The sequence below is a fragment of the Psychrobacter sp. TB55-MNA-CIBAN-0194 genome (assembly GCF_040309505.1).
Taxonomy (GTDB): Bacteria; Pseudomonadota; Gammaproteobacteria; order Pseudomonadales; family Moraxellaceae; genus Psychrobacter; species Psychrobacter fozii.
The window spans coordinates 23,995-46,641 of the sequence record NZ_JBEOOW010000013.1; the positions used below are offsets into that span (position 1 = coordinate 23,995).

At 40.7% G+C, this 22,647-nt stretch carries 23 protein-coding genes; 19 read left to right on the forward strand and 4 right to left on the reverse strand.

Annotated features, from left to right (window positions below; all coding sequences use genetic code 11):
• Window positions 1-86 precede the first annotated feature (86 nt).
• From madL to AAEY75_RS13670, 10 genes are all read left to right on the forward strand, one after another.
• Window positions 87-488, forward strand: a complete 402-nt coding sequence (madL, locus tag AAEY75_RS13625) for a malonate transporter subunit MadL (RefSeq protein WP_197216819.1) — start codon at window positions 87-89, stop codon at window positions 486-488.
• Window positions 489-566: 78 nt separating this feature from the next.
• Entirely contained in the window at window positions 567-1,325 is a 759-nt protein-coding gene (gene madM, locus AAEY75_RS13630; RefSeq protein WP_197099928.1) for a malonate transporter subunit MadM, read from the forward strand.
• 21 nt (window positions 1,326-1,346) lie between these two features.
• A complete protein-coding gene (mdcA, locus tag AAEY75_RS13635) occupies window positions 1,347-3,002 on the forward strand; it encodes a malonate decarboxylase subunit alpha (RefSeq protein ID WP_197216820.1) in 1,656 nt (551 codons plus the stop codon).
• Between the two features lie 22 nt (window positions 3,003-3,024).
• Window positions 3,025-3,342 carry a malonate decarboxylase acyl carrier protein gene (gene mdcC / locus AAEY75_RS13640; RefSeq protein WP_110924275.1) on the forward strand — a complete coding sequence of 106 codons (318 nt, stop codon included), beginning with the start codon at window positions 3,025-3,027 and terminating at the stop codon, window positions 3,340-3,342.
• A complete protein-coding gene (locus tag AAEY75_RS13645; protein ID WP_201592839.1) occupies window positions 3,335-4,222 on the forward strand; it encodes a biotin-independent malonate decarboxylase subunit beta in 888 nt (295 codons plus the stop codon). The genes mdcC and AAEY75_RS13645 overlap by 8 nt, the downstream gene beginning before the upstream one ends.
• A 4-nt stretch (window positions 4,223-4,226) precedes the next feature.
• On the forward strand, window positions 4,227-4,943 hold the full coding sequence (gene mdcE / locus AAEY75_RS13650; RefSeq protein ID WP_197216823.1) for a biotin-independent malonate decarboxylase subunit gamma: 717 nt from the start codon (window positions 4,227-4,229) through the stop codon (window positions 4,941-4,943).
• Between the two features lie 31 nt (window positions 4,944-4,974).
• The gene (mdcG, locus tag AAEY75_RS13655; protein WP_352259847.1) at window positions 4,975-5,700 is read left to right on the forward strand and encodes a malonate decarboxylase holo-[acyl-carrier-protein] synthase; all 726 of its coding nucleotides are present in this window, start codon (window positions 4,975-4,977) and stop codon (window positions 5,698-5,700) included.
• Window positions 5,627-6,514 (forward strand): triphosphoribosyl-dephospho-CoA synthase MdcB, encoded by an 888-nt coding sequence (gene mdcB / locus AAEY75_RS13660; protein ID WP_352259848.1) that lies wholly within the window; start codon window positions 5,627-5,629, stop codon window positions 6,512-6,514. Before mdcG ends, mdcB begins: the two co-directional genes overlap by 74 nt.
• Complete coding sequence (gene mdcH, locus AAEY75_RS13665; RefSeq protein WP_352259849.1) at window positions 6,492-7,400, forward strand: malonate decarboxylase subunit epsilon; 909 nt, start codon at window positions 6,492-6,494, stop codon at window positions 7,398-7,400. Before mdcB ends, mdcH begins: the two co-directional genes overlap by 23 nt.
• Before the next feature lie 126 nt (window positions 7,401-7,526).
• Window positions 7,527-8,330, forward strand: coding sequence for a sulfite exporter TauE/SafE family protein (locus AAEY75_RS13670; RefSeq protein WP_197099933.1), 804 nt, complete (start codon window positions 7,527-7,529; stop codon window positions 8,328-8,330).
• A 404-nt stretch (window positions 8,331-8,734) separates the two neighbouring features.
• On the opposite strand, the gene AAEY75_RS13675 is transcribed toward AAEY75_RS13670, so the two are convergent.
• Window positions 8,735-9,685 (reverse strand): EamA family transporter, encoded by a 951-nt coding sequence (locus AAEY75_RS13675; RefSeq protein ID WP_197216831.1) that lies wholly within the window; start codon window positions 9,683-9,685, stop codon window positions 8,735-8,737.
• 280 nt (window positions 9,686-9,965) lie between these two features.
• Here AAEY75_RS13675 and AAEY75_RS13680 point away from each other — a divergent pair, with 280 nt between their 5' ends.
• From AAEY75_RS13680 to AAEY75_RS13690, 3 genes are all read left to right on the forward strand, one after another.
• Complete coding sequence (locus AAEY75_RS13680; RefSeq protein WP_352259850.1) at window positions 9,966-11,147, forward strand: alpha/beta fold hydrolase; 1,182 nt, start codon at window positions 9,966-9,968, stop codon at window positions 11,145-11,147.
• Between the two features lie 137 nt (window positions 11,148-11,284).
• Window positions 11,285-12,505, forward strand: a complete 1,221-nt coding sequence (locus tag AAEY75_RS13685) for an L-lactate dehydrogenase (RefSeq protein WP_352259851.1) — start codon at window positions 11,285-11,287, stop codon at window positions 12,503-12,505.
• Window positions 12,502-13,473 (forward strand): dihydrodipicolinate synthase family protein, encoded by a 972-nt coding sequence (locus AAEY75_RS13690; RefSeq protein ID WP_352259852.1) that lies wholly within the window; start codon window positions 12,502-12,504, stop codon window positions 13,471-13,473. The genes AAEY75_RS13685 and AAEY75_RS13690 overlap by 4 nt, the downstream gene beginning before the upstream one ends.
• Before the next feature lie 8 nt (window positions 13,474-13,481).
• Here AAEY75_RS13690 and AAEY75_RS13695 read toward each other — a convergent pair whose 3' ends face one another.
• The gene (locus AAEY75_RS13695; RefSeq protein ID WP_352259853.1) at window positions 13,482-14,090 is read right to left on the reverse strand and encodes a Crp/Fnr family transcriptional regulator; all 609 of its coding nucleotides are present in this window, start codon (window positions 14,088-14,090) and stop codon (window positions 13,482-13,484) included.
• Between the two features lie 754 nt (window positions 14,091-14,844).
• On the opposite strand from AAEY75_RS13695, the gene AAEY75_RS13700 reads away from it, so the two are divergent.
• Both AAEY75_RS13700 and AAEY75_RS13705 read left to right on the forward strand, forming a co-directional pair.
• The gene (locus AAEY75_RS13700; RefSeq protein ID WP_352259854.1) at window positions 14,845-15,921 is read left to right on the forward strand and encodes a helix-turn-helix transcriptional regulator; all 1,077 of its coding nucleotides are present in this window, start codon (window positions 14,845-14,847) and stop codon (window positions 15,919-15,921) included.
• A gap of 604 nt (window positions 15,922-16,525) precedes the next feature.
• Entirely contained in the window at window positions 16,526-17,623 is a 1,098-nt protein-coding gene (locus AAEY75_RS13705) for an Ig-like domain-containing protein (protein WP_352259855.1), read from the forward strand.
• Window positions 17,624-18,037: 414 nt separating this feature from the next.
• On the opposite strand, the gene AAEY75_RS13710 is transcribed toward AAEY75_RS13705, so the two are convergent.
• Complete coding sequence (locus AAEY75_RS13710) at window positions 18,038-18,943, reverse strand: LysR family transcriptional regulator (RefSeq protein ID WP_352259856.1); 906 nt, start codon at window positions 18,941-18,943, stop codon at window positions 18,038-18,040.
• A gap of 170 nt (window positions 18,944-19,113) precedes the next feature.
• On the opposite strand from AAEY75_RS13710, the gene AAEY75_RS13715 reads away from it, so the two are divergent.
• Complete coding sequence (locus AAEY75_RS13715; protein WP_352259857.1) at window positions 19,114-19,827, forward strand: pirin family protein; 714 nt, start codon at window positions 19,114-19,116, stop codon at window positions 19,825-19,827.
• Window positions 19,828-20,010: 183 nt separating this feature from the next.
• A complete protein-coding gene (locus tag AAEY75_RS13720) occupies window positions 20,011-20,619 on the forward strand; it encodes a nitroreductase family protein (RefSeq protein ID WP_352259858.1) in 609 nt (202 codons plus the stop codon).
• Window positions 20,620-20,830: 211 nt separating this feature from the next.
• On the opposite strand, the gene AAEY75_RS13725 is transcribed toward AAEY75_RS13720, so the two are convergent.
• Window positions 20,831-21,109 carry a peptidylprolyl isomerase gene (locus AAEY75_RS13725; protein WP_194198313.1) on the reverse strand — a complete coding sequence of 93 codons (279 nt, stop codon included), beginning with the start codon at window positions 21,107-21,109 and terminating at the stop codon, window positions 20,831-20,833.
• Between the two features lie 396 nt (window positions 21,110-21,505).
• On the opposite strand from AAEY75_RS13725, the gene AAEY75_RS13730 reads away from it, so the two are divergent.
• Together AAEY75_RS13730 and AAEY75_RS13735 are read left to right on the forward strand one after the other, a co-directional pair.
• Window positions 21,506-22,081, forward strand: a complete 576-nt coding sequence (locus tag AAEY75_RS13730; protein WP_352259859.1) for a hypothetical protein — start codon at window positions 21,506-21,508, stop codon at window positions 22,079-22,081.
• Window positions 22,081-22,236, forward strand: coding sequence for a hypothetical protein (locus AAEY75_RS13735; RefSeq protein WP_352259860.1), 156 nt, complete (start codon window positions 22,081-22,083; stop codon window positions 22,234-22,236). The genes AAEY75_RS13730 and AAEY75_RS13735 overlap by 1 nt, the downstream gene beginning before the upstream one ends.
• Window positions 22,237-22,647: the final 411 nt, after the last annotated feature.

A 22,647-nucleotide genomic window follows, 5' to 3' on the forward strand; every position in this document is an offset into this window, starting at 1 on the left:
TCAATTGAGGTTTTTATTTTATGCAGCCCGTGTATCAAGTTAAATACTACTAAAGCGGCTGTCATTCATATCCAAGGAAGGTTTTTATGATCATATATGGTACTGCTTTGCTAGCAGTTTGTTATCTACTCGGGGTGTTCCTCGGTGGGCTATTGGGACAAATACTAGGTGTCCAAGCCAACGTCGGCGGTGTAGCAATCGCAATGATTCTATTAATTATCGGTAAAGAGCTGCTTGCCAAAAAAGGTATGCTGCCGAAATCTACGCAGTTTGGAGTTTTGTATTGGGCAGGAATGTATATTCCTATTGTAGTTGCAATGGCGGCCAAGCAAAACGTAGTCGCTGCACTATCTGGTGGAATGGTAGCAGCCGTTGTTTCTGTTATTGCGCTGACTGCGACCGTGTTCGTTGTACGTTGGCTTAATAACATAGCCAACGATTACGACACATTCACATGGGACGATGATAAAGAGGTAGTTGTCGAATAACTCTTATCTATAAATGAGAACTATTAATAATATACGAAAATCTACGCAACTAATTAAAGCGCGAAATGGAGTAATTAAATGGACTTAATTATACAGACGCTCACTAAAAACGCCTTCGTCACTGCTATTGCAGTAACAGGTCTGGTGATGCTTTTCTCTCAAATATTATCTAAATATCTAACTAGAGGCAAACTACAGTCATCTGCTATTGCTATCACCCTCGGTTTGATTGCCGCTTACTTTGCAGGTCTATATACAACTGGTAGCAAAGGCATTTCTGATATTGAAATTTTCTCTGGATTCACCCTCTTAGGCGGAGCGATGCTTCGAGATCTTGCTATCTCATCCACTGCATTTGAGGTAGATGTCAAAGAACTAAAACGTGCTGGAAAAATTGGCGTGATTGCCTTGTTATTAGGCTGCGTTATCCCGTTCGTGGTAGGCGCTGGTGTTGCATGGACATTAGGTTATAGAGACGCTATTTCTATGACGACTATTGGGGCGGGTGCGATGACCTATATTGTGGGTCCAATTACAGGTACTGCTGTTGGTGCAAGCTCTGATGTGATTGCCTTGTCTATTGCGATTGGTTTAATCAAAGCCGTATTTTTTATGATTTCAACGCCATTGCTTGCTAAGTTCATGCAACTTAAAAGCCCTCGTTCAGCCATGATTTTTGGCGGCTTAGTGGGTACGACGAGTGGTGTGGCAGCTGGGCTGGCAGGTACAGATGTAAGATTAGTTCCCTATGGCGCATTAGTGGCTACGTTCTACACAGGGCTAGGGTGTTTATTAGGGCCATCTATATTTTTCCTAACTTTAAATGCCATATTTTAATAAGTAGATAAAGGAAGTCTTATGAAAACGAATATTAAAGAAAAAACATGGGATATACAAAAAAAGCGACGGGCTACAAAGCTGAATGAAGCGAAGCATAAAGGCTTGGAAAAACTGGTACCGAGTAATAGAACGATTGAATTACTGGAAACGGTACTGGTGCCTGAAGATAAGGTCTGTATAGAAGGTAACAACCAAAAACAAGCTGACTTCTTATCGGAGTGTTTGTCTCAGTGTAATAATGAAGTGCTGAATGATTTGCACATCTTACAGTCCGTTTTAGCACTTCCGAGTCATATCGATATCTTTGAAAAAGGTATTGCGAGTAAGGTCGACTTTTCCTTTTCTGGGCCACAAGCATTAAGACTGGCAAAGCTGGTTCAGCAACAAAAAATTCAAATTGGCTCTATCCATACCTATCTAGAGTTATATGGTAGATATTTCATCGATTTAATACCAAACGTGTGCTTGATCACGGCACATTCTGCAGATGCTGAAGGTAACCTATATACGGGCCCAAATACCGAAGATACGCCAGCAATTGTAGAAGCCACAGCATTCAAAAGTGGTATTGTCATTGCACAGGTAAATGAGCTAGTAGATAACGTACCACGCGTTGATATTCCTGCGGACTGGGTGGACTTTTTCATTGTGGCACCTAAGCCCAACTATATAGAGCCTTTGTTTACACGTGACCCTGCTCAAATTACGGAAGTACAGATACTGATGGCAATGATGGTCATAAAAGGTATCTATGCACCTTATCAAATTAAACGCCTGAATCATGGTATCGGCTTTAATACGGCTGCCATTGAGTTGCTGTTACCTACTTACGGGGCAGAATTGAACCTTAAAGGTAAAATTTGTACTAATTGGGCGCTCAATCCTCATCCTACTATGATTCCAGCGATAGAAAGCGGGTTTGTCGACAGCATTCATAGCTTTGGCTCAGAAGTAGGGATGGACGAATACATTCAAAGTCGCCCTGATGTGTTTTTTACGGGCAAAGACGGCAGTATGAGATCCAACCGTGCTTTTAGTCAAACAGCAGGTTTGTATGCTTGTGATTTATTTATAGGGGCAACTTTACAGATTGATTTACAAGGTAATAGCTCGACAGCGACGGTAGATCGCATTGCAGGTTTTGGCGGGGCTCCTAATATGGGGTCAGATCCACATGGACGTAGACATTCTAGCTATGCATATCTCAAAGCAGGTAAAGAAGCGACAGACGGACGCGTGGTAAAAGGTCGGAAGCTAGTGGTGCAAATGGTAGAAACTTACCGTGAGCATATGGATTCTGTCTTTGTTGAAGAGCTTGATGCATGGCAACTACAAGAAAAGATGGGAAGTGATTTTCCACCTATCATGATCTATGGCGATGATGTCACGCATATCGTGACCGAAGAAGGGATTGCAAACTTACTATTGTGCCGCACTCCAGAAGAGAGAGAGCAAGCGATTCGCGGCGTAGCGGGGTACACACCTATCGGTATGCAACGAGATCATGAAAAAGTCAAAGAGTTAAGGCAGCGTGGGATTATCCAGAGACCAGAAGATATTGGCGTAGATGCTTCAAAAGCGACGAGAGATCTATTGGCAGCCAAATCTGTCAAAGATTTAGTGAAGTGGTCCAATGGTACTTACTCTCCACCAAGTCGTTTCAGAAACTGGTAAAAATAATACTAAGGATATAACTATGAATGTACTTAATTTCGACTTCATTTCACAACCCATCGAAAACATCAAAAAAGAAGTTATTTGCGGTGTGGTTGGGTCAGGCAACTTAGAAGTATTAGTAACACCGCTAGCGAACAATGAAAGTAGCAAATTCATTATTGATACCTCAGTCGCAGGCTTTGATCATATTTGGGAGACTGTGTTACAGGATTTCTCTAGTCGTTATGCAGTAGGCGGATTGGAGTTTAAGGTCAATGATATGGGCGCGACTCCCGCAGTAGTGAGTCTACGCTTAAGCCAAGCGATTAATATCTTAGAGGAAGAATCACATGGATAATTCAAATATTCAACAAAGCTTTTATGAAAAGACGGCACGTAATCGAATCGCCAGTATTGTTGATAAGAACAGTTTTCAAGAAGTTCTTAAGCCCGGTAGCATCCCTGTGAGTCCTAATCTTGCCTCGTTAGATATCGTAGGCAGTTTCGATGATGGTGTCATTATTGGGCAGGCAAAAATTCAAGATGAGCCAATATACATGATTGCTCAAGAAGGCAAGTTCATGGGTGGTGCTGTAGGGGAAATACATGGGGCAAAAATTGTCGGCATGTTACTCAAAGCTATTCAAGAAAAGCCCAAAGCCATCATATTTTTGGTTGATTCAGGTGGTGTTCGCCTTCACGAGGCAAATGCTGGTTTGATTACGATTTCTGAGATTATGCGTGCGATGTTAAAGGTTCGCAATGCGGGCATTCCTATTATTACCGTCATCGGTGGTACGAATGGTGCCTTCGGTGGTATGGGTATATGTGCGTGTCTAAGTACACATGTCATTATGACAGAGGAGGGGCGTCTGGCTCTTTCAGGCCCTGAAGTGATTGAAACCATTAAAGGTGTAGAAGAGTTTGATTCTAAAGACAGAGCTTTAGTATGGCGAGTGACAGGTGGTAAGACACGTTATTTGCTCAATCATGTCGAATTTTTGGTAGAAGATGATGTAACTGATATTACTCAAGGGATTGTTGAGGCTCTGCAGCAGCCTGCTATTGATTTGGACTTAGCGTATTTACAGCAACAGCAAGCCTCATTGCAAAGCCAGTATGATAAATGGTTTGGTGAAAAAGACAGCATACCAATTTGGCAGTCGATGAATATAGACAACCCTGAATCTATTTCCATGCTTAGCGCTCAACAGATTAGAGCTATTAAAAAAGGATAATATCATGCAAACGAAAACAATTTTAGAAGCGTTGTTTCCCAACGAGCTTGAGTATCACATTGAGCATTCAATGATACGAGGTAGTGCAGAAACCAAAATGGGCAAGGTTGAAATCATTGGTACCGTTGATTCCGCCGCTATGAACCAACTGATTGCAATGACACTTGCCAATGAGATATTAGATGTCATAGCACAAGGTAAAAAAACGCCTATCGTATTTATCGTAGACACGATGGGACAAGACTCATCGAGAGCTGATGAGTTGTTATGTCTCAATAGAACGTTTGCTCATCTGGCATCTTGTGTTGATCTGCTCAAACGCAGCGGTCATCCAAATTTAGCCATTGTTTTGGGTGAGGCGGTCAGTGGTGGATTCTTGTCTTATGGTCTCATGGCAAATCAAGTATTTGCTATGCAATCCAGCCAAGTGAAAGTGATGGATTTAAATGCGATGTCGAGGGTGACTAAGATACCGTTAGATAAGCTGAAGTCGTTATCACAGACATCAGCCATTTTTGCACCAGGTGTAGAGAACTACTATGCAATGGGCGCGGTTAACGATATTTGGAAAGCGCTTGATGAACATCTGGTCGAAAACGCTCTTGAATCCCAACTGACACATATTGATGATTTTCTTACAGATAATCGCCGGCAAGTGGCAGAAGAAAGAAAAGGGCGTTTGTTATGCAATGATATTGTTCAGTCGGTTTTGACCGCTTAATGTTAAGCAAGTCTTTATAGAGGTGAGATGTATGCAACGTCATGATTTAGTTTACTTACAGCCCCATGAGCCATATGACTTTATGAATGCATCTCTACCTTTATCGGTGACCATGGCTGTTGGTAAGATGATTGAGTCTCAACAACCACTGACGGCTTGTAGACAAGATATAAACGATGTCATCAAGGTTGCAACCAGTTATATAGAGGACGGTCTTAAATATCGATTGGCACTAACGCTATCTACAACTCCTGACGTTATCAAGTCACCTGTAGCGCTTGAGGCTTTAATACCTCAGTTACCGAAAACGATTCAAAGACCTATTCAACAATTTATCGAACGCTGTGCTCATCTAAATTGTGATGTGCATGTCTATGGCTCCTTTGCCAATCAATACTTTACGGGTTTGCCTTTTGTGAAACCAACATCAGATTTGGATATTTTAATCGTTGCACACAGCAATAATATTTCACAAATATTATTAGAAGTGGAAGCCTTTAACCTGCTTGCAAAATCTGCCGTGGGTTTAAAGATAGATGGGGAGATAAGGTTACATGGATGTAACGACGTGTCTTTTAACGAGCTAATCTACGCCATTATGTTTGATGTCCCAACCGTTTTAGTAAAAACCCTTTGTGATATCAAACTTCAAAAAATAGACGTATTACTAGGATGGAATACTGATGAATTTGAACACTTTATTAGATCGAACAAACAAAACCTTGTTGCCCACGCAGGCAGTCTGGCAACAGATTGATGAATTAGCATGTGAAGCTTTATATGATGAATTAAGTCTGGAGAATAAACCAGGATTGGTATGTCCTTCGGGTAATGGTAGTCACACAGATATGAACCACCTTACCTTTATTAATAGTATCACTTCTTTGAAAGGGTATTTTTCCACGTTGAGTCAGTTTGGCTATGATGATAGACCATTCGATGACTTAAAAAATATGGGAATTTACCAAGAAGCAAAAATGAGAGAGGCGACCAAAAATATTAACACTCATAAGGGTGCAATATTTAATTTAGGTTTTGTCTGTGCAGCGATTGGTAGATGTATACAAGCAGAAATACCATTAACCGCTAAGAATATCTGTGAGCAACTGGTGGATCGGTGGCAGTTTGATTTAACGACTCGTCTACAGCGTGAGCTAGATAGCCACGGTCAAAAAATGTTTAAGAAGTACGGCATAACTGGTGCTATTGAGATGGTTTCTAATGGCTTTGAGATTGTTTTAACTGACGTTTTGCCATGCTTCTATGACACTATCTATAGCACTCGAGATTTTGAAAAATCCAGTATGCAGTCATTAATGACACTAATATCTGTATTGTCAGATACTAATATCGTGTGGCGAGGCGGAATAAAAGACTTAGAAAATGCGCAATCGTTGGCGAAACAGTTTTTGCAAGCAGGGGGCGTACATCAATCAGATTGGCGCCAAAAAGTAAGTAATATCAATCAGTATTTTATTCATAATAACCTCAGCCCAGGTGGTAGTGCTGATCTATTGGCCGTCACGATATTTTTTTATAAGGTGGAAAATGAATTTAATTATCTTATTTAGTGGGCAAGGCCTACAAAGCCAAAAGCACGTGAATGAAATATTGACCTATACCTCAGAGCACGAGCGATCGATTCTAAGTGCTATGGCACCAGAGCTCTTCGATGAAAATTCTGATAGTGATAAATTATTTGATAACAAAGTTGCGCAACCGTTTATTTATACTTTGCAATACTATCGATGGCATCAGCTACGTCAATTGATTGCAGCACCAACGGCTTTTGCTGGATATTCTTTGGGAGAAGCAAGTGCCTTTTGTTGTAGTAGCCAACTCACATTTGAGGACGGGTTAGATTTAGTTAGTAAAAGAGCCAACCTCATGCAGCAAGAAGTGACAGAGTCTAGCGGGTTATTAGCAATTAAAGGTGTGCCTGATAGTAAGCTGAATCAATTACTTGAAGAGAGTAAAACCTACCTATCTATTAAGATTAATAGAGACCAATTCATTATAGGTGGTCACAAAAAAAATCTTGAACAGGCTACACAAGTTGCCCAAACATTGGGTGCGCAAAATGTGCAACTGCTAAATGTGTCAGTGCCGTCGCACACGGTAATGATGCAGGGTGCGTCAGCGAAGTTCCGTAAATATACAGAGTCATTGGCTTTATCTGCTATGACAACACCGATTGTTAGTGCGACTGAAGGTATAAGGTACAGTGAGACAAATCAAGGTTTAGATATCTTGTCACGTCAAATCGATCATGCATTAGATTGGTACTGCTGTATGGAAAGTATTAAAGAATATCAGCCAAGCATGGTGATAGAGATAGGCCCGGGAAATGCTTTGTCCAGAATGGTAAATAACTTGCTACCGCATGTGCCTTGTAGGAGTTGGGACGACTTTCGTAATGTAGATGGTCTAAAAGACTGGATAGAAAGAAATCGTTAATGTGCTAGCCGTAAATTTTAGAATACAGAGCCAGATATCTGGTTTTTAGAATATTGTTAATAAAGCTATCAGGTCAAAGTAAATCTTAATGATTTACTTTGACCATAATCAAGAGGTAGGATCTAGATGTTATATGTGTGGTTTATTATTGCAGGGGCATTCGCAGGCGTTAGTGCTGGCTTGTTTGGTGTGGGCGGCGGCATGATTATTGTCCCAGTACTCGTATGGATTTTTACGGCGTATAATTTTCCTCCTGAAGTTATTACTCATCTAGCGATTGGTACTTCTCTTGCGACGATTGTTGTGACCTCTATCAGCTCACTAACGGCTCATAATAAACGTGGTGGTATACGCTGGGAGGTCTGGCGTCATATGGCCTTGGGTCTAGTTATTGGAAGTTTGGTTGGCGCAGGCATTGCTGATATGATTGAAGGTCAGATGCTACAAATTATTATTGGTATTGGTGCATTACTAATGGCGCTAAAAATGTTGTTCTTCTCTAATCAAGAGTCAGTAGAGAAGCCATTACCACCTGCTAGTGTACAGTTTGGGGCGGGTACGGGTATTGGTATGGCATCGTCTATTTTCGGTATTGGCGGTGGTAGTTTGACCGTTCCATTTTTAAATTGGGCAGGCCTGCCAATGAAGCAGTCAGTTGGGACTTCCGCTGCCTGTGGTTTACCGATTGCTTTAGCTGGTGCGGTAGGCTTTGCATGGTTTGGTCAAGACGTGGCGAACCTTCCTGAAGGTACGATAGGCTTTGTGCATATTAGTGGCTTCTTATGTATTTCGGTGGCGAGCTTTGCGATGGCAAAAGTTGGTGCCAAGCTTGCCCATGTATTACCGGCCTTAATGCTTAAGCGTGCCTTTGGCTTATTATTGTTAGTGGCTGGTGGACAGTTACTGTTAAGTGGTATTGGCGTATTGTAGGTGGTTTATAAGCCAGCTATTAATCCAATAAGAATCATAGCAATGGATTAAGCGTCTATGTAGGCTATCCATTAAAAGCCAATTTAATAAGTAAAAGTATAGTAGACAGCTCAATTAGGAAAACTGACAAGAATTTTTCTATTATTAAAAAAATGTGAATGGCGTTTCAATCACATAGACCAAAAAAGCCATTCACATCAATCAAGCAGAGATGAAATTATTACTAAGATACCTATTTGAGGCATTGCCAAAGCTCTTACCCTTGTTCAATACCCTAAAAACCTAGACCCACCCTCAATCCAATTATCTTACGGATACCGATAGCGTGCAGAACACGCATGCGCATCCAAATCCTCATGTTGAGCTAATATATCAGCAGTTTTGGCTAACGGCTTGCTACCGCTTTATACTGATTGAAGCTTATTCTTTAGCTTCATATTTGCCAATAACAAACCCGACAAGATCAATATCATCGCCAGCATCTTCCACCACGTCACTACTTCCCCTGTGAGTAACACGGACGTTGTCATACCAAATACGGGTACTAATAGAGCAAACGGCATCACCTTAGAGGCTGTGTTTTGGCTAAGTAGATGTGCCCACAGTCCAAAACCAATCAATGTTGAGACATACACGATAAACCCAAGCGATAACCATGACTTGAGCGATGCGTCTGTGAACGTCGCCAACTGCCATGCGTCAGTCTCAAATATGAGAGAAGACAGCGTCAAGATTACACAAGCAATTAGACCGCCCCACACCACTAGTGCTAGCGCAGATAATGCAGACGCTTTGTTTTTACCAGTGGTAGGCGAGATGTTAGACACGCTTGATTCATGCTGCGCGGACTTTAAGGTTGCTTGAGCCGATGCTTGCTTTGATGCGATATTGCCAAAACTCCAGCCTATGGCTGCAATCAATATACAGACAAATCCAGCCAATGGCATATCACCGCCAAGGTTTAGCGCAATCACGCCCAATCCTAGTAGGCCAACTATCATACCGATGATTTGCATGCGATTTACTGCCTCACCCAGCATGACATATGCTAGTAGCACGGTGATAAAAATCTGAATTTGTAGCAATAGCGCGGTCAAGCCTGCCGACGCACCCAAATGCATAGCAGTAAATACAAAGGCATATTGCATGACAAACGTACCGATGGCATAGATAAATAATGTACGGTTGAACTTGGGTGGCTTAAGAAAAAAAACCAGTGGTATAGCGGTAAAGAAAAAACGTAGGGCCGTGAGCATCAGTGGAGGAAAGCTGTCGAGCCCCCACGCAATAAAGGTAAAGTTCACACCCCAAATAAAGGTAACCAGTACAGCTAATGCAGTATATAAAGGGGTCATATAATTGGCCTAAAAAATGATGACTGGTTATTAGAATTATATTCGAGAACATATCATCAGCCATTCTATCACTAGGAACATTGGCAAATTAGCTAAGCGTAAAAATATAACTCACAGGCTTATTTTTAACTTTCAAACTTATTTATCTCTCATTTATTGAGGAATTGTCGTGTGCGCGACAAACTTCTAAGCGCTGTTATGAAATTATGGTCTGTAGGCAAGGGGTGTCGTCAACGACAAGCCTTAACTTATCACTAAATAAATTAATCAGGGATGAATGATGAATAGTAATCAAAATGCTTATGGCACCGATACGCTTGATCCAAAAATCAGATCGCGTTTTGTTGATAACAATAACGGCTTGAATGTTCATATTTTAGAAGCAGGGTTTGAAGAAACAGAGTCTGAGAAAGGAAGCCGACCAGTTGTGCTGCTTTTGCATGGTCATCCAGAGCTGGCCTATAGCTGGCGAAAGCAGCTATTACCTTTGGCTGACCAAGGATTTTATGTGATTGCTCCGGACTTACGCGGCAGTGGCAGAACGACAGGGTGGGAGACAGGTTTCGACTGTAATCTTGACCAGTTTAGTTTATACAATAACGTGCAAGACATGATTGGGCTGGTATATGCATTAGGCTATAAATCAGTCGCAGCCGTTGCAGGCCATGACTTTGGTTCTCCTGCGGCAGCACTATGTAGTTTTATCCGTCCTGATATTTTCAAGTCTTTAATCATCATGAGTACGCCTTGGCCAGGCACGCCGCAATTTCCATTTAATTCAGCCAATCTACCAAAAGATGCCACAAGCTACGATCCAACCTTGACCAAAAGTATGGAAGAGCAGCTAGGCTCTTTAGTACCACCCCGCAAACACTATCAGATGTATTTTGCCTCGCCTCATGCTAACGATGAGATTATGCATGCACCTCAGGGAATTCATGATTTTATGCGGGCATACAATCATGCCAAGAGTGGCGACTGGCAAGAGAACAACCCGCACAATTTACAAGCTAAAACGCTTGAGGAGTTTTCTAAAATTCCAAAATACTATGTGATGGATTTGGATAAAAGCATGCCTGAGCAAGTCATGGAATTCATGCCAACCCAAGCGCAAATAGATGCCTGTGAATGGTTACCTGATAATGAGCTAAAAGTATTTTCTGACGAGTTCACTCGCACGCAATTTCAAGGCACTATGAATTCTTATCGCTGTGCCACCAATCCAAAATATTTCCATGCGATAAAAACCTTCAGCGGTAAATCTATCGATGTGCCCGTAGTATTTATAGCAGGCGAAAAAGACTGGGGGCCGTATCAAAGCTATGGCAACTTTGAAGCGATGAAGGCGAGTGTCGCACAGCTAGAGATTCACTTTGTAAAAGGCGCAGGACACTGGGTGCAACAAGAGCAGCCAGAAGCGGTGAATGACATCATGATTGAATTTCTCAAAGATAAAAAATAACAGCGCAAATACTTGGCATTGCGGTTCATTATTTGAATCTGCAATGCTCACTACGTGGCTGATTTTAAATATGGCTGACTTTAAAGGTAGCAGGCTTTAGAAGTAGCTGACCTTAGAAGTGGCTTGGGAGAAAAACAATGAGTAAATATGATGTCGTGGCTGTTACGACCAATGATTATAAAAGACAGGCCAAACAACGCTTGCCCAATTTTTTGTTCGATTACATAGAGGGCGGCGCAAATGCTGAGCAAACATTGCAAGCGAATACAGCAGACTTTAAAAGATATACGCTAAGACAGCGAGTCATGCGAGACGTGTCAGCCGTTGATACCTCAACGACTCTTTTTGGAGAGTCTCTGTCGATGCCGTTGGCACTAGCACCTGTCGGTATGGCTGGACTGTTTGCAAGGCGCGGAGAAGTGCAGGCGGCGAGGGCAGCAGAAAAGAATGGCATACCGTTTACCCTGTCTACTGTGGCGATATGTTCGTCTGAAGAAGTGCAAAGTGCGACCAATCAGCCTTTTTGGTTTCAGCTATATATGCTGCGTGATAGGGCACTTGTGCTAGATATGTTGCATCGTGCTGCTGCATCAGGGTGTAAAACGCTGGTATTCACGGTTGATTTGGCGCTGCCTGGTATGCGATTAAGAGACTATCGAAATGGTATGTTAGGTGGCTCTACTAAAGGGAAAATCTCTTACCTAACGCAGTTATTTACGCGGCCAAGATGGTTGCTCGATATTGGTATATTAGGAAAACCACATAGTTTAGGCAACCTGAAACACAAAGTTGAAAGTGCAAGCGACCTTGATCGATACAAAGCGTTTGTAGAGAGTCAGTTTGATCCAAGCGCCACATGGAAAGATATCGCATGGCTTCGTAATAACTGGAATGGCAATATCATTATCAAAGGTATCATGGATGCAAATGATGCCAAAGCAGCGGTTGATGCAGGTGCAGATGGCATTGTTGTCTCCAATCATGGCGGCCGTCAGCTAGATGGTGTCTCGTCTACCATTGATAAGTTGCCGAGTATAGCGAATAGCGTCGGGCAGCACACCAGAGTTTTATTGGATGGTGGCATACACAATGGTGTCGATGTCGTGAAGGCCATAGCACTTGGGGCGGACAGTGTCTTGATAGGGCGCTCTTGGGTATATGCCATGGCAGCTCAGGGAGAGGCTGGCGTGAACAAGCTGTTGGCTCTCTATCAGCAGGAGATAGCTGCGACAATGGGATTGATGGGGATAAGTCGTATCGAAGAGCTCAATAGCGATGTCATCGAGCGATTCAATCAATCAACCAACCACTTAATAATTCTCTCAGTTAAACACCCTCTATTTGGAGAAGCCATATGACTTGCATGACCACTAAGACCATGACACATGGCGTATATCCCGTTGTTCATACGCCATTACATGGAGATGAAAGCATTGATTTTGACGGTTTAAAAGCGTGTTTAGAGTATTACAATCAAACAGATTTACCGGGCGTTACTTTGCTTGGAAGCGGTGGAGAGTTGCCTTATTTTTCAGACAGTGAGCAATATGACATTATTAAGGCAGCTTTTAATTATCTAAACGGTAGCAAGGTGATTATTGCTGGTGTCCATGCATATAGCAGTATGCAGGCGATAGACAAAATAGCCTCATATAGCGCTTACGTTGACTACATATTGCTATTGGTTCCTGATTATTATCAAAGCACTTTTGAAGATTATCTACAAACATTGGAATGCATTGCGCAACACTCTGCAAAACCTATCTTGTTTTACTATTTCCCGCAAATCACCCAAAAGTCATTTACGTCAGAACAGCTAATTACCATTCTTTCAATCGACAATATTATTGGTATCAAGGACAGCTCTGTACATATTCCGACGGCCAAACGCATCTGGTCTAATGTACCTGACACACTATATTTTAGCGGGCTTAGCTTGTTATTAGAGCCCATGATAAAGCTGGGCGCAGTAGGTGCAATTTGTCCTATTGCCTCGGTACTGCCACAGCAAGCACATGAGTATTTTTGTGCCATTAAAAACAGCGATAAAAATCTCACAAAATATAGAGCACCATTAAAGCGTATGTTGCCGATTGTGAATGCATTAAATCTATCGGAAAAAACCCAGTATCTGGCGTTAAGTCTGCTTAGTGCTAGCCCCGTCAAGTTAATAAAAAATGTGACCAGCTCTCACGCTAAAATCAAAGAAGCTCTGAGATTTAAGGGCTTGCCTATTCAAAGAACGGTTAGAGCGCCTTTACCCAGTCTATCTGACACAGAAGCTGAAAAAATTGCGCTAATTATGGATGATTTGGCATCGCTTTGATCGCTTGTTTAATTAGCATCGTGATAGGCTTTTGAGAGTGCATCCATATTGTTGATAACGATTTTTCCGTATTGAATACAGATAAGCTTGTCCCTCTCCATTTGTTTGAGCTCTTTACTAACGCTCTGCCGAGAGACACCTACCATCCTTGCCAAATCTGCGTGTGAGATAGTGATTTCTAGCTCATTGTTTTGTGCTATTTTTGAGCTTTGATTGAGCACAATTCTGTATATGCACCGTGCTAGCCTTTGATGTAAGGGAAGCGTTAGGTTGTCAGTATTTATCTCAAAGGCCACCCGCATTCGGTGAGAGAACATGATTAGGAGCTGAGTATTTATCTCAGGGTGCTTATGGTTAAGTCGAAAAAAATGCCTCTTGCTCAATACATTGACGACAGAATCACCTACCGAATAGGTATTGGTCGCTCTAGGCAACTCATCTATCAGTCCCTGCTCACCAAATGTTTCTCCTGACAACAGCGTACCGATGACAACTTCTGTGCCATCTTGGCTATATATATTGCATTTTATTTTACCCGATACTACTTGGTACAGCTCGTTCGATGCTTCTTGTATACGAAACAAGGCTTCTCCGTCAGATAGCGTTCGCTGAGTCATCGCTGAACGAATGTCCTCTTGAATATCTGCATGGAGTTTTTCAAACCAGTTATAAAATATTAACGTATTCAGAAGAACGCCCTCATGTGAGTTGAGACTATTAATTTAACATGTTTTGGTTTAAACCGTTTTATACGTTTATAAATGATGCAATGTGGAAGTAGAGGTTAAAAACAGTGTCTTTGGTTTAAATGCTTTAATGTATGGTTCGATTTTTTTATCACTTATAACTGATTGAGTAATTTTGATTATAGACTGATTTGAGCATAATTTTCCGCTACAGCTCTTATGTAAAATCGAGAAAAAAGCCCCAGTCGTGAGATTAGGGCTTTTGAGTTTGTTAAGCATAAATAGGCTAGAAATGTTGACCTTAAATGATGTGTCTTATATGTCGTAGAATGCGTAATCACAATCATAGATATAAGTTTTTTTAAAGGTGATTTATAACTATTGTGTAGTAATATGAGTCAGAATTAGATTCTACTACGTTTTTTCAGGTAATAATCTGCATAATTCACTCGTCAAAAAAGACTGGTATATAAAGAAAATTCTTAAATTATTAGCTAGTTCTATAGTTTGTCAAGGAGCGAAAAATGGCGCTATTTTAGATAACTAAAGTTGTTTAAAGTAGGGGTCTGTAGCAACCAAACCAACCAATATGATTATGTGTTTCAGGAATCTATAGCCTAAACAGCATCGGCCTTAGTCTCGTCAAAAGATAGATTGAATATCGTCAATCGTAATTGAGTCAAAAATGATAGAAGCCGAATACAGTACCCATAAGAGTATGATGTTTGCCATAAGAGAAGCAATGACATTGTACTTGTTTGATAAAAAACGTGAAAAAGACATTCCTAAAATTGCAGAGATTTTTTTATCAATGGACAGTTACGGCGGTGATAGAGTACCTATGTCGGCTGTTATGAAAGAAGTAAACGACTTATGCAACACCTTGCAAGACAACTATTTAGGATTAAGCTTAAATTTTTTGGTTAACATTGAATCATTACCGTCTTATAAAGCTATCAGCGAATGTGTCAGGCCTTTTGCCAATGTAAATAATGAGCTGCCTTTCTTGTTGGTCAGTCGGCTTGTATATCGTTTTTCCCCCCTGATTACACAGTCTATTACCCTCAAACTGTCTGTAGAGAAAGGATTGCTTCGATTTGATTTTATCTCCAACGCGCCAGATATGATGAATAAGCATCAGATTGATGGCGCTATGGTACTGGTCTATCGAATCGTAGAAGCATTTTGTCCAGGTATGTTGCAGAAACTATATGTTGCACAGCGTCATACCGTTTATGAGTTGGAGTACTATAAATCTGTCTTTGGGGCACCTGCTGAGTCTGCTAATAAAACAAGTTTGGTCTACGCCTTAAAGTGTAAAGATCATTATAAAAATGCCGCTAGCTTATTGATAAAAGCTGAAGAGGAGCTTGGCAGAAAGTTTTATATCAACCCTTTGTTTAATATGTTGTTTACTCAATTTTATGAAATCAGTTACAAACAGCGCTGTGAGATAATTATCGATACCATGATGGGTGTGAGCTCGCCAACTCGTATTCAGGTCGCAGACTCAATGAATATAAGCGTCAGTACGCTACAAAGAAGGCTACATGACGAGGGAGCTACGTTCCAAGAGATCTTAGAAGAAACCAGAAAGCGATTGGCCAAACTGTATCTAACTGAAAGGAAGATTTCAACAACGGACGTTGCGTATCTATTGGGCTACAAATCCCACAGTCAATTTTTTAAAGTTTTTAAAACTTGGTTTGGGATAACACCGAAAACGTATCAAAGCAACCAGCTAACAGAAAATGATATCTAAGCATGTTTGGTATTGGAGCAAGACATTGATAACAGTAGATTGAATCAGTATTCACGCCAATACACTTTGATTGCTCCAAATTGCGTAAAAAACCCATTAAAAAAGCCACTTAAAGATAAGTGGCTTTTTTAATGGGTTTTTCAGTAATAAGTCTTACTTTACTGAAAATAAGAGTATGACAAACACTACTCATATCGATTGTAATGTTGTTCCTTTACTACTGAAGGTTTTTAGTTATTTGTTGCATTTCGAGTCAATATGATATGGCGTTGTCCGCGTGCGAGTTAACCTATATTAAAGAGGTTATCAGATAGTAATAGGTCTCTTATAATCTACACTTTCACAAAAACATTCGTTCACTGACTAATGCTAGTAGCGTTATCAGAACTGATGATGACTGATACAAGCGGCTTAATAAGATACCGCAACTGATTGTCTAATGTGAATATATAGTTAAATCCATATAAATCCGCTCCATCGTTATCCTTGCTAACCATACTAGTGTATAGCTTGCGTTCGGCTTCCTTGCGTCGAAATTATTTGAATTCAACTATATCTCAATCTGTATTATTTGACTTAAAAAATAAAAGGTAAATATAAGTATATGAATACTATAGTCAAAACTAATGATAGAACTCAGATTGTAGACCAAGTACAACTAATGACTGAAGATGGCAAGTATTACCATATGTCAGATATCGGTGATACCTTTGAGTGCCTAACACAGCTGGTAATAGGTAGTGAAGAAGGGCAAGCGTTAAGGGATGTAGAATGTCCTGCGGCAGCGATACCTTGGTGGATGCCGACAGCAGCTGCGACTGGGCCATTAGATATGATTGCTGATAGCAGTCATATCAATAGCAATGATTTTAATGACAATAGTACGCTGTTTTCTAATAACAACAGTGTGACGACAGCCTATCATAGGCCAGTTTTGACAAACATAGTTAGCAATGACACTGGTGCAGACAGCGATCTATTAAGCATAGAGGAATTCACGATTGACGGCTACACCACGGTTTATCAACCAGGTGACACGGCGACGGTTCCAAACATTGGCACCTTAAGCATTACCACTAAGGGCATGCTAACCTTTACGCCAAATGAAGGTTACGCAGGCGCTGTACCAGACGTGACCTACACTATGACTGGTGGCCACGAAGACCGCGATAAAGGCACTATAATCTTTAATGATGTATCGGTAGTTTCAAAGCAATCAGCAGTTGCCAGTGGTAACCGTGTGAAGACTGCACATAATATGTCAGTTGAGATAAAATTTTTTGGCAATAACACTGATCTAGAAAGTGATCCATTAAGCGTAGAGGGGTTCACGATTGAAGGCTATACCACAGTTTATCAATCAGGTGATATGGCGACTATTCCAAATGTCGGCATCATCACTATTACCAATGATGGCACGTTAAACTTCACGCCAAACGATGGTTACGCAGGTGCTGTACCAGATGTGACCTACACCGTGATTGGTGGTAATGGCGGTATAAATACAGCTATTGTGACCTTTGACGATGTACCTGCTGGAGTAACGGGTATTAACTTTGATGGCACTGAGGATATTGCTGCAACCGCTTCTGATATTATAGATGCTGCCAATCAACCAACAGCGGATGCTTTCGATATTGATCTAACTGACTTAAGCTTAAATATCCAAAAACGGTCTACCTCCAGTTATACACCTGTTTGAAACACGCTCAAGTGAATAAGATAATAAATGTCATACAAAGATAATCCCCGCTACAATAATTAAGACCACTCCAATCAAAGAGATAATATCTGGCGTGTCTGCAAAGAATGCCAATCCTCATAACATAGCAAATCTAAGCAAAGTCAAACCTGTCAATGACTGCAGGTGCTGCATTTTGATAAGCAGTTGCAGTTCCTAATTAGGTTTGTAGTACAGTCACATCCATATAAACCCGCTACATCGTCAACCTCGCTAACCATACTAATGTATAGCTTACACTCGGTTTCCTTGTGTTGAACTTATTTGAATTCACCTATATTCAAGATATTTTTTAATTAGAAGTTACTACAAATTCGAATCGTCTTCTTTAAGATTATTGATTCTCTTGAGTGTTAACTTGATGAGCTGGCAAAGCTAACACTCATCCCAATAAGGATTATCACCGAAACGCTCAGCGATAAAATCAATAAAATAGCGGCACCGCTGAGACAAGAATCTATTCTTTGGATAGACCGCATATGCCGTTAGCATGGGCAGTTGATATTGCTGCAAGATGGGCACTAGATCGCCATTGGCTACGGTTTGGTAAGTGATAAAAGTGGGTAAAAAGGTAATGCCATGACCTTTCACCGCCATATCATGCAAAAAATCACCATTATTGATTTTTATTTTTGAGTTAACGTCCACCTGATGTTTTTTGCCTTGCTCATCTGTCAGTGCTATCGTGTTAGATTTACTCAAGCTGTATTGTAAAAATTCATGATCCGCTAAATCTTCTACCGTTTTTGGTGTGCCCATCTTATCTAGGTATTCAGGACTGGCGCATAGGGTATGACGAATTAATGATATACGTTTGGCCTGATAGCTAGAATCTTGCATTTCTCCAATGCGAATGGCCAGCTCAAACCCTTCTTCAACTAAATCCGTATGCCGATCAGAAAAATCCAACTCAAAATTCAGATTGGGATGTTGGTTGGCGTACTCATCAATAATATCCTTTAAATGAAGCAAGCCAAACGATAGCGGTGAGGTCATCTTTAGTGTGCCTTCGATACGTGTCGGCGCACCACTGGATGCTTCATTCAGAGCATCAACCTCATTAAGTATATTGGTTACTCTGTAATAATATTGCTCACCCGCTTGTGTTAAATTCGATTGTCGTGTGGTTCGGCTGATTAACTGACTGCCCAAGCGTGTCTCTAACTCTTTGAGGCGGCGGCTTACAGCTGACTTGGCGATATTCAACTGCTCTGCAGCTTTGGTAATACTACCTGCTTCGACAATGCGTACAAACATCACCATATCTTCTAGTTGTCCCATTTTAGCCATCCCTTAATTGTTCTTTAAATGAGAACTTACATTTGCAATTATCGATGTTTATCTGTAATTAGATAACAATTATAATATATCCATAACTTAAACCAATTAACTAATCAGTATTTATCGTTATTTAACTTCTGAATAAATAAGTTAATAACTAGGGATAAATGATGCAAACGATCTATCATGCAGCAGACTCTCGTGGCAATGCCAGTCATGGCTGGCTAAAAAGCAACCATACCTTTAGCTTTGCTAATTATCACAATCCAGAACGTATGGGCTTTGGCGCGCTACGTGTCATTAATGATGACTTTGTGATTGGCGGGCAAGGTTTTGGTAAGCACTCACACCGTGATATGGAAATTATTACTATTCCCTTATCAGGCAAGCTCAGTCATGGCGATAACATCGGTAATGAAGGCATTATTGCAACGGGTGAAATACAAGTCATGTCAGCCGGCACGGGCATTACTCATAGTGAGATGAATGGTAATGCTTATGAGGCTGTGCAGTTTTTGCAAATATGGGTGCTCCCTAATAAAATTAACGTCACCCCTCGCTATCAGCAAATGCGCATGGGTGATATCATGCAGCCGAATATGTTCAACCAAGTGCTATCGACAAACGCTGACGATGCAGGTGTCTGGATTCACCAAAATGCATGGTTCAGTATGGGTGACTTTGAGAAAGGCGTGACAGCGTCTTATCAGCTAAAAGATGCTGATAACGGTGTTTATCTCTTTGTCATTAGCGGAAAAGCCACTGTAAATGGTAAGACGTTAGACACTAGAGATGCGCTTGGTATTTGGGATGCTCAGCAATTCACTGTGGATATCGAAGAAGACGCCAAAGTGTTACTCATGGAAGTACCGATAACTGCTTAATACCTTTCTATGCTCATTATTTATAATACACAAAATGTTAAATGGCGAGATTGAACCTAGAACCAGGCTTTGAGTACGGTATCTTGGTTTCAAAGGCTAATGACCACTTATCCCAATGCATCAATATTTTATCCCAATGCACCAATATTTAATTTTAGTCTATAAAAACTACTGGAGAAAACCATGTCAAATTTACAAGATTTACAGAAATTAGCAGAAAAACGCCGTTCTATTTACGCGCTAAGCAATCAATTATCAGTATCGAATGATGAAGTAGTAAAGTTGGTTGAGCATGCTGTTCTGCACACGCCATCAGCGTTCAACTCACAGTCAACGCGCATTATCGTGTTGTTCGGTGACGAGCATCAAAAGCTATGGCAAATGACGGAAGATACCTTACGTGATATCGTCAATGACGATGAGAAGTTTGTGTCAACCAAGCAAAAAATTGATAGCTTTAAAGCGGGTGCAGGTACGATATTATTCTTTGAAGATCATGCAGTGGTGAAAGGCTTACAAGAAGCAGCACCGTTATATGCTGACAAATTCCCAGTGTGGTCTGAACATACCAGTGCCATGCATCAATATATGATCTGGATGGCATTATCCAGTTTAGATATCGGTGCAAATTTACAGCATTACAATCCTATTATTGATAGTCAAGTTGCCGACGCTTGGAATGTGGATAAGGATTGGGAGTTGGTTGCACAAATGGTATTTGGTGCGATCGAGCAGCCTGCAGGTGACAAAGCGTTTAAGCCTGTAGACAGTCGCTTAAAAGTGTTTGGCTAATAAATCTTAGCTTTGAAGACCGTAAAAATAATGAACCCGCTATGAATAGATATCATAGCGGGTTCATTGGTTTTTTATAACTGATATGCAATCATAAGATTACTGTCATTTGAAATACAGACATTTGAAATACAGTTATTTGAAATATGAGTCTGAATGATGTTCAGGACATACTTCAGTTAGATTGCAATCAAAGCTCCGACTCTAACACTTATGTTCTGTAAAGCACTTTAACCACGTGCCAGCCAAATTTGGTTTTTACTAAATGCGGGGTATAAAGTTCACTGCTGAAACAGACTTTATCAAATGCTGGCACCATGTCGCCTTTTTGAAATTCGCCTAAGCTGCCACCTTTCTTGCCTGATGGGCAGTTTGAGTGCTTTTTAGCCAGCACATCAAATTTAGCGCCCTTTTTAAGCTTGACAATAATGTCCTCAGCCACTTCTTTGTGTTTTACTAAAATGTGTAATGCGCTAGCGGTACGAGCCATAATGTAAACCTTTCATAAAATATCGATTATCAAGATATTATATCACGGCTCATCTTGGTTCCTCATCTCAACTGTCGGCTCTACTTTATCAAAAGTAATGGAGCGACAAGTTATGCAGCCAAAATGGAAAGTCCGTATGTAGCTCACTGAGTTGGAAGGTACTACAAAGCAAATAAAGCCGTTAATAGTATAGATGGTGGTGATAATATATTATTGGATCAATTTGACTTATTAGCGTCAGATTGCTCTATGCAAGCGGTATAAACAAGAGTAATAAATCACTCTCATTATTAGAGAAGATATGACATGACATTAAAATCCTTATTTAGACCGTTATTGCTAGCCTTGTGCCTACTACCGTTATCATCTTGTAGCTCATTATTTAAGCCCAAAGCTATGACCATTGAATACGATGAAGAGGTCAAGCTGCATGATGGTGAGATGATATGGGTACATATCACACGGCATTACATAGAAGGGGGCGGTAAAGAAATTTCCGAGATGTTTCGTGGAGGTGGCAAGAATGTCATTCCTACTTATGTAGAGATTAGCTGGGATACGGGTTTTGAGGGGGTGGGTCGTAAGTCGGTTTATTTTCGAAATGTTGCATATATATCAAAATATGATAACAAATGGTATGTATTTGGCTTTATGCCTCAAGGGTCTGCAAATAAGAAAAATGGAAGTGTGAGTTGTGAGACTGTTGGAGTTAAGGTAGGAAAATTTGGCTGTACTGTAGTAGTAGGTTCAAATGGTTTAATTAAAGCTCCAGATTCAGATACTAATCTTGAGTGGAAGGGTTGGAATATCCTCTATCCAATTGGTATTAAAGACTGGGGGTCTGTCCCACGGCCTTTAGAAGGGCAAAGAGTTACATGGTCTGAAAAGTTATCGCTTGAAAGCAAACAAGACGAAAGGTTTAGAAGATTAGAAATACCTATCACGATACTTAATGAAAAGGAAACTAAATAATGAGCAACTTAACCAATCAACAGAAAGCTACCTATGCTCTATTAGCGGACAATGTCTACTGGGATGTCAGATATGGCTATGACGATACGAATCCTACAGATAAAGACTTCACCAACTCCAACTGGACACCCGTGCCTGAGGGTTGGACGGCGTGACTGTAGGATAGTCATTTTTTTCTAAGTTACCCGAAACCCCCTCTCGAATACTTTCAAGCCCTTACTGAAGATAAATACCCTGTGGCAAATATGCCAGATGAGCCGTTAGAAACCCCACCTGAGATTAATATTGAATTCAATAGCCTAGTCGTGACAAGCTCATGAAGCGCAGGTGGTCTCTCTTCTTGATAATAAGAAAGTACATGCTCTAATAATGAGAATTTGATGTCTTAAATAAATGTTAAGGATAACCTCTACCATGTCAAGGTAGGTCAACCAACCTATTTCAAATGATCTAATTCTACATAAACTATAAATAAAGGGATATAGCCTATTTTGGTAATTACATATCGGTATGATATTTATGTAAATTAATATTTAACTCTTATTTAGGCACTATATTTTTATAGT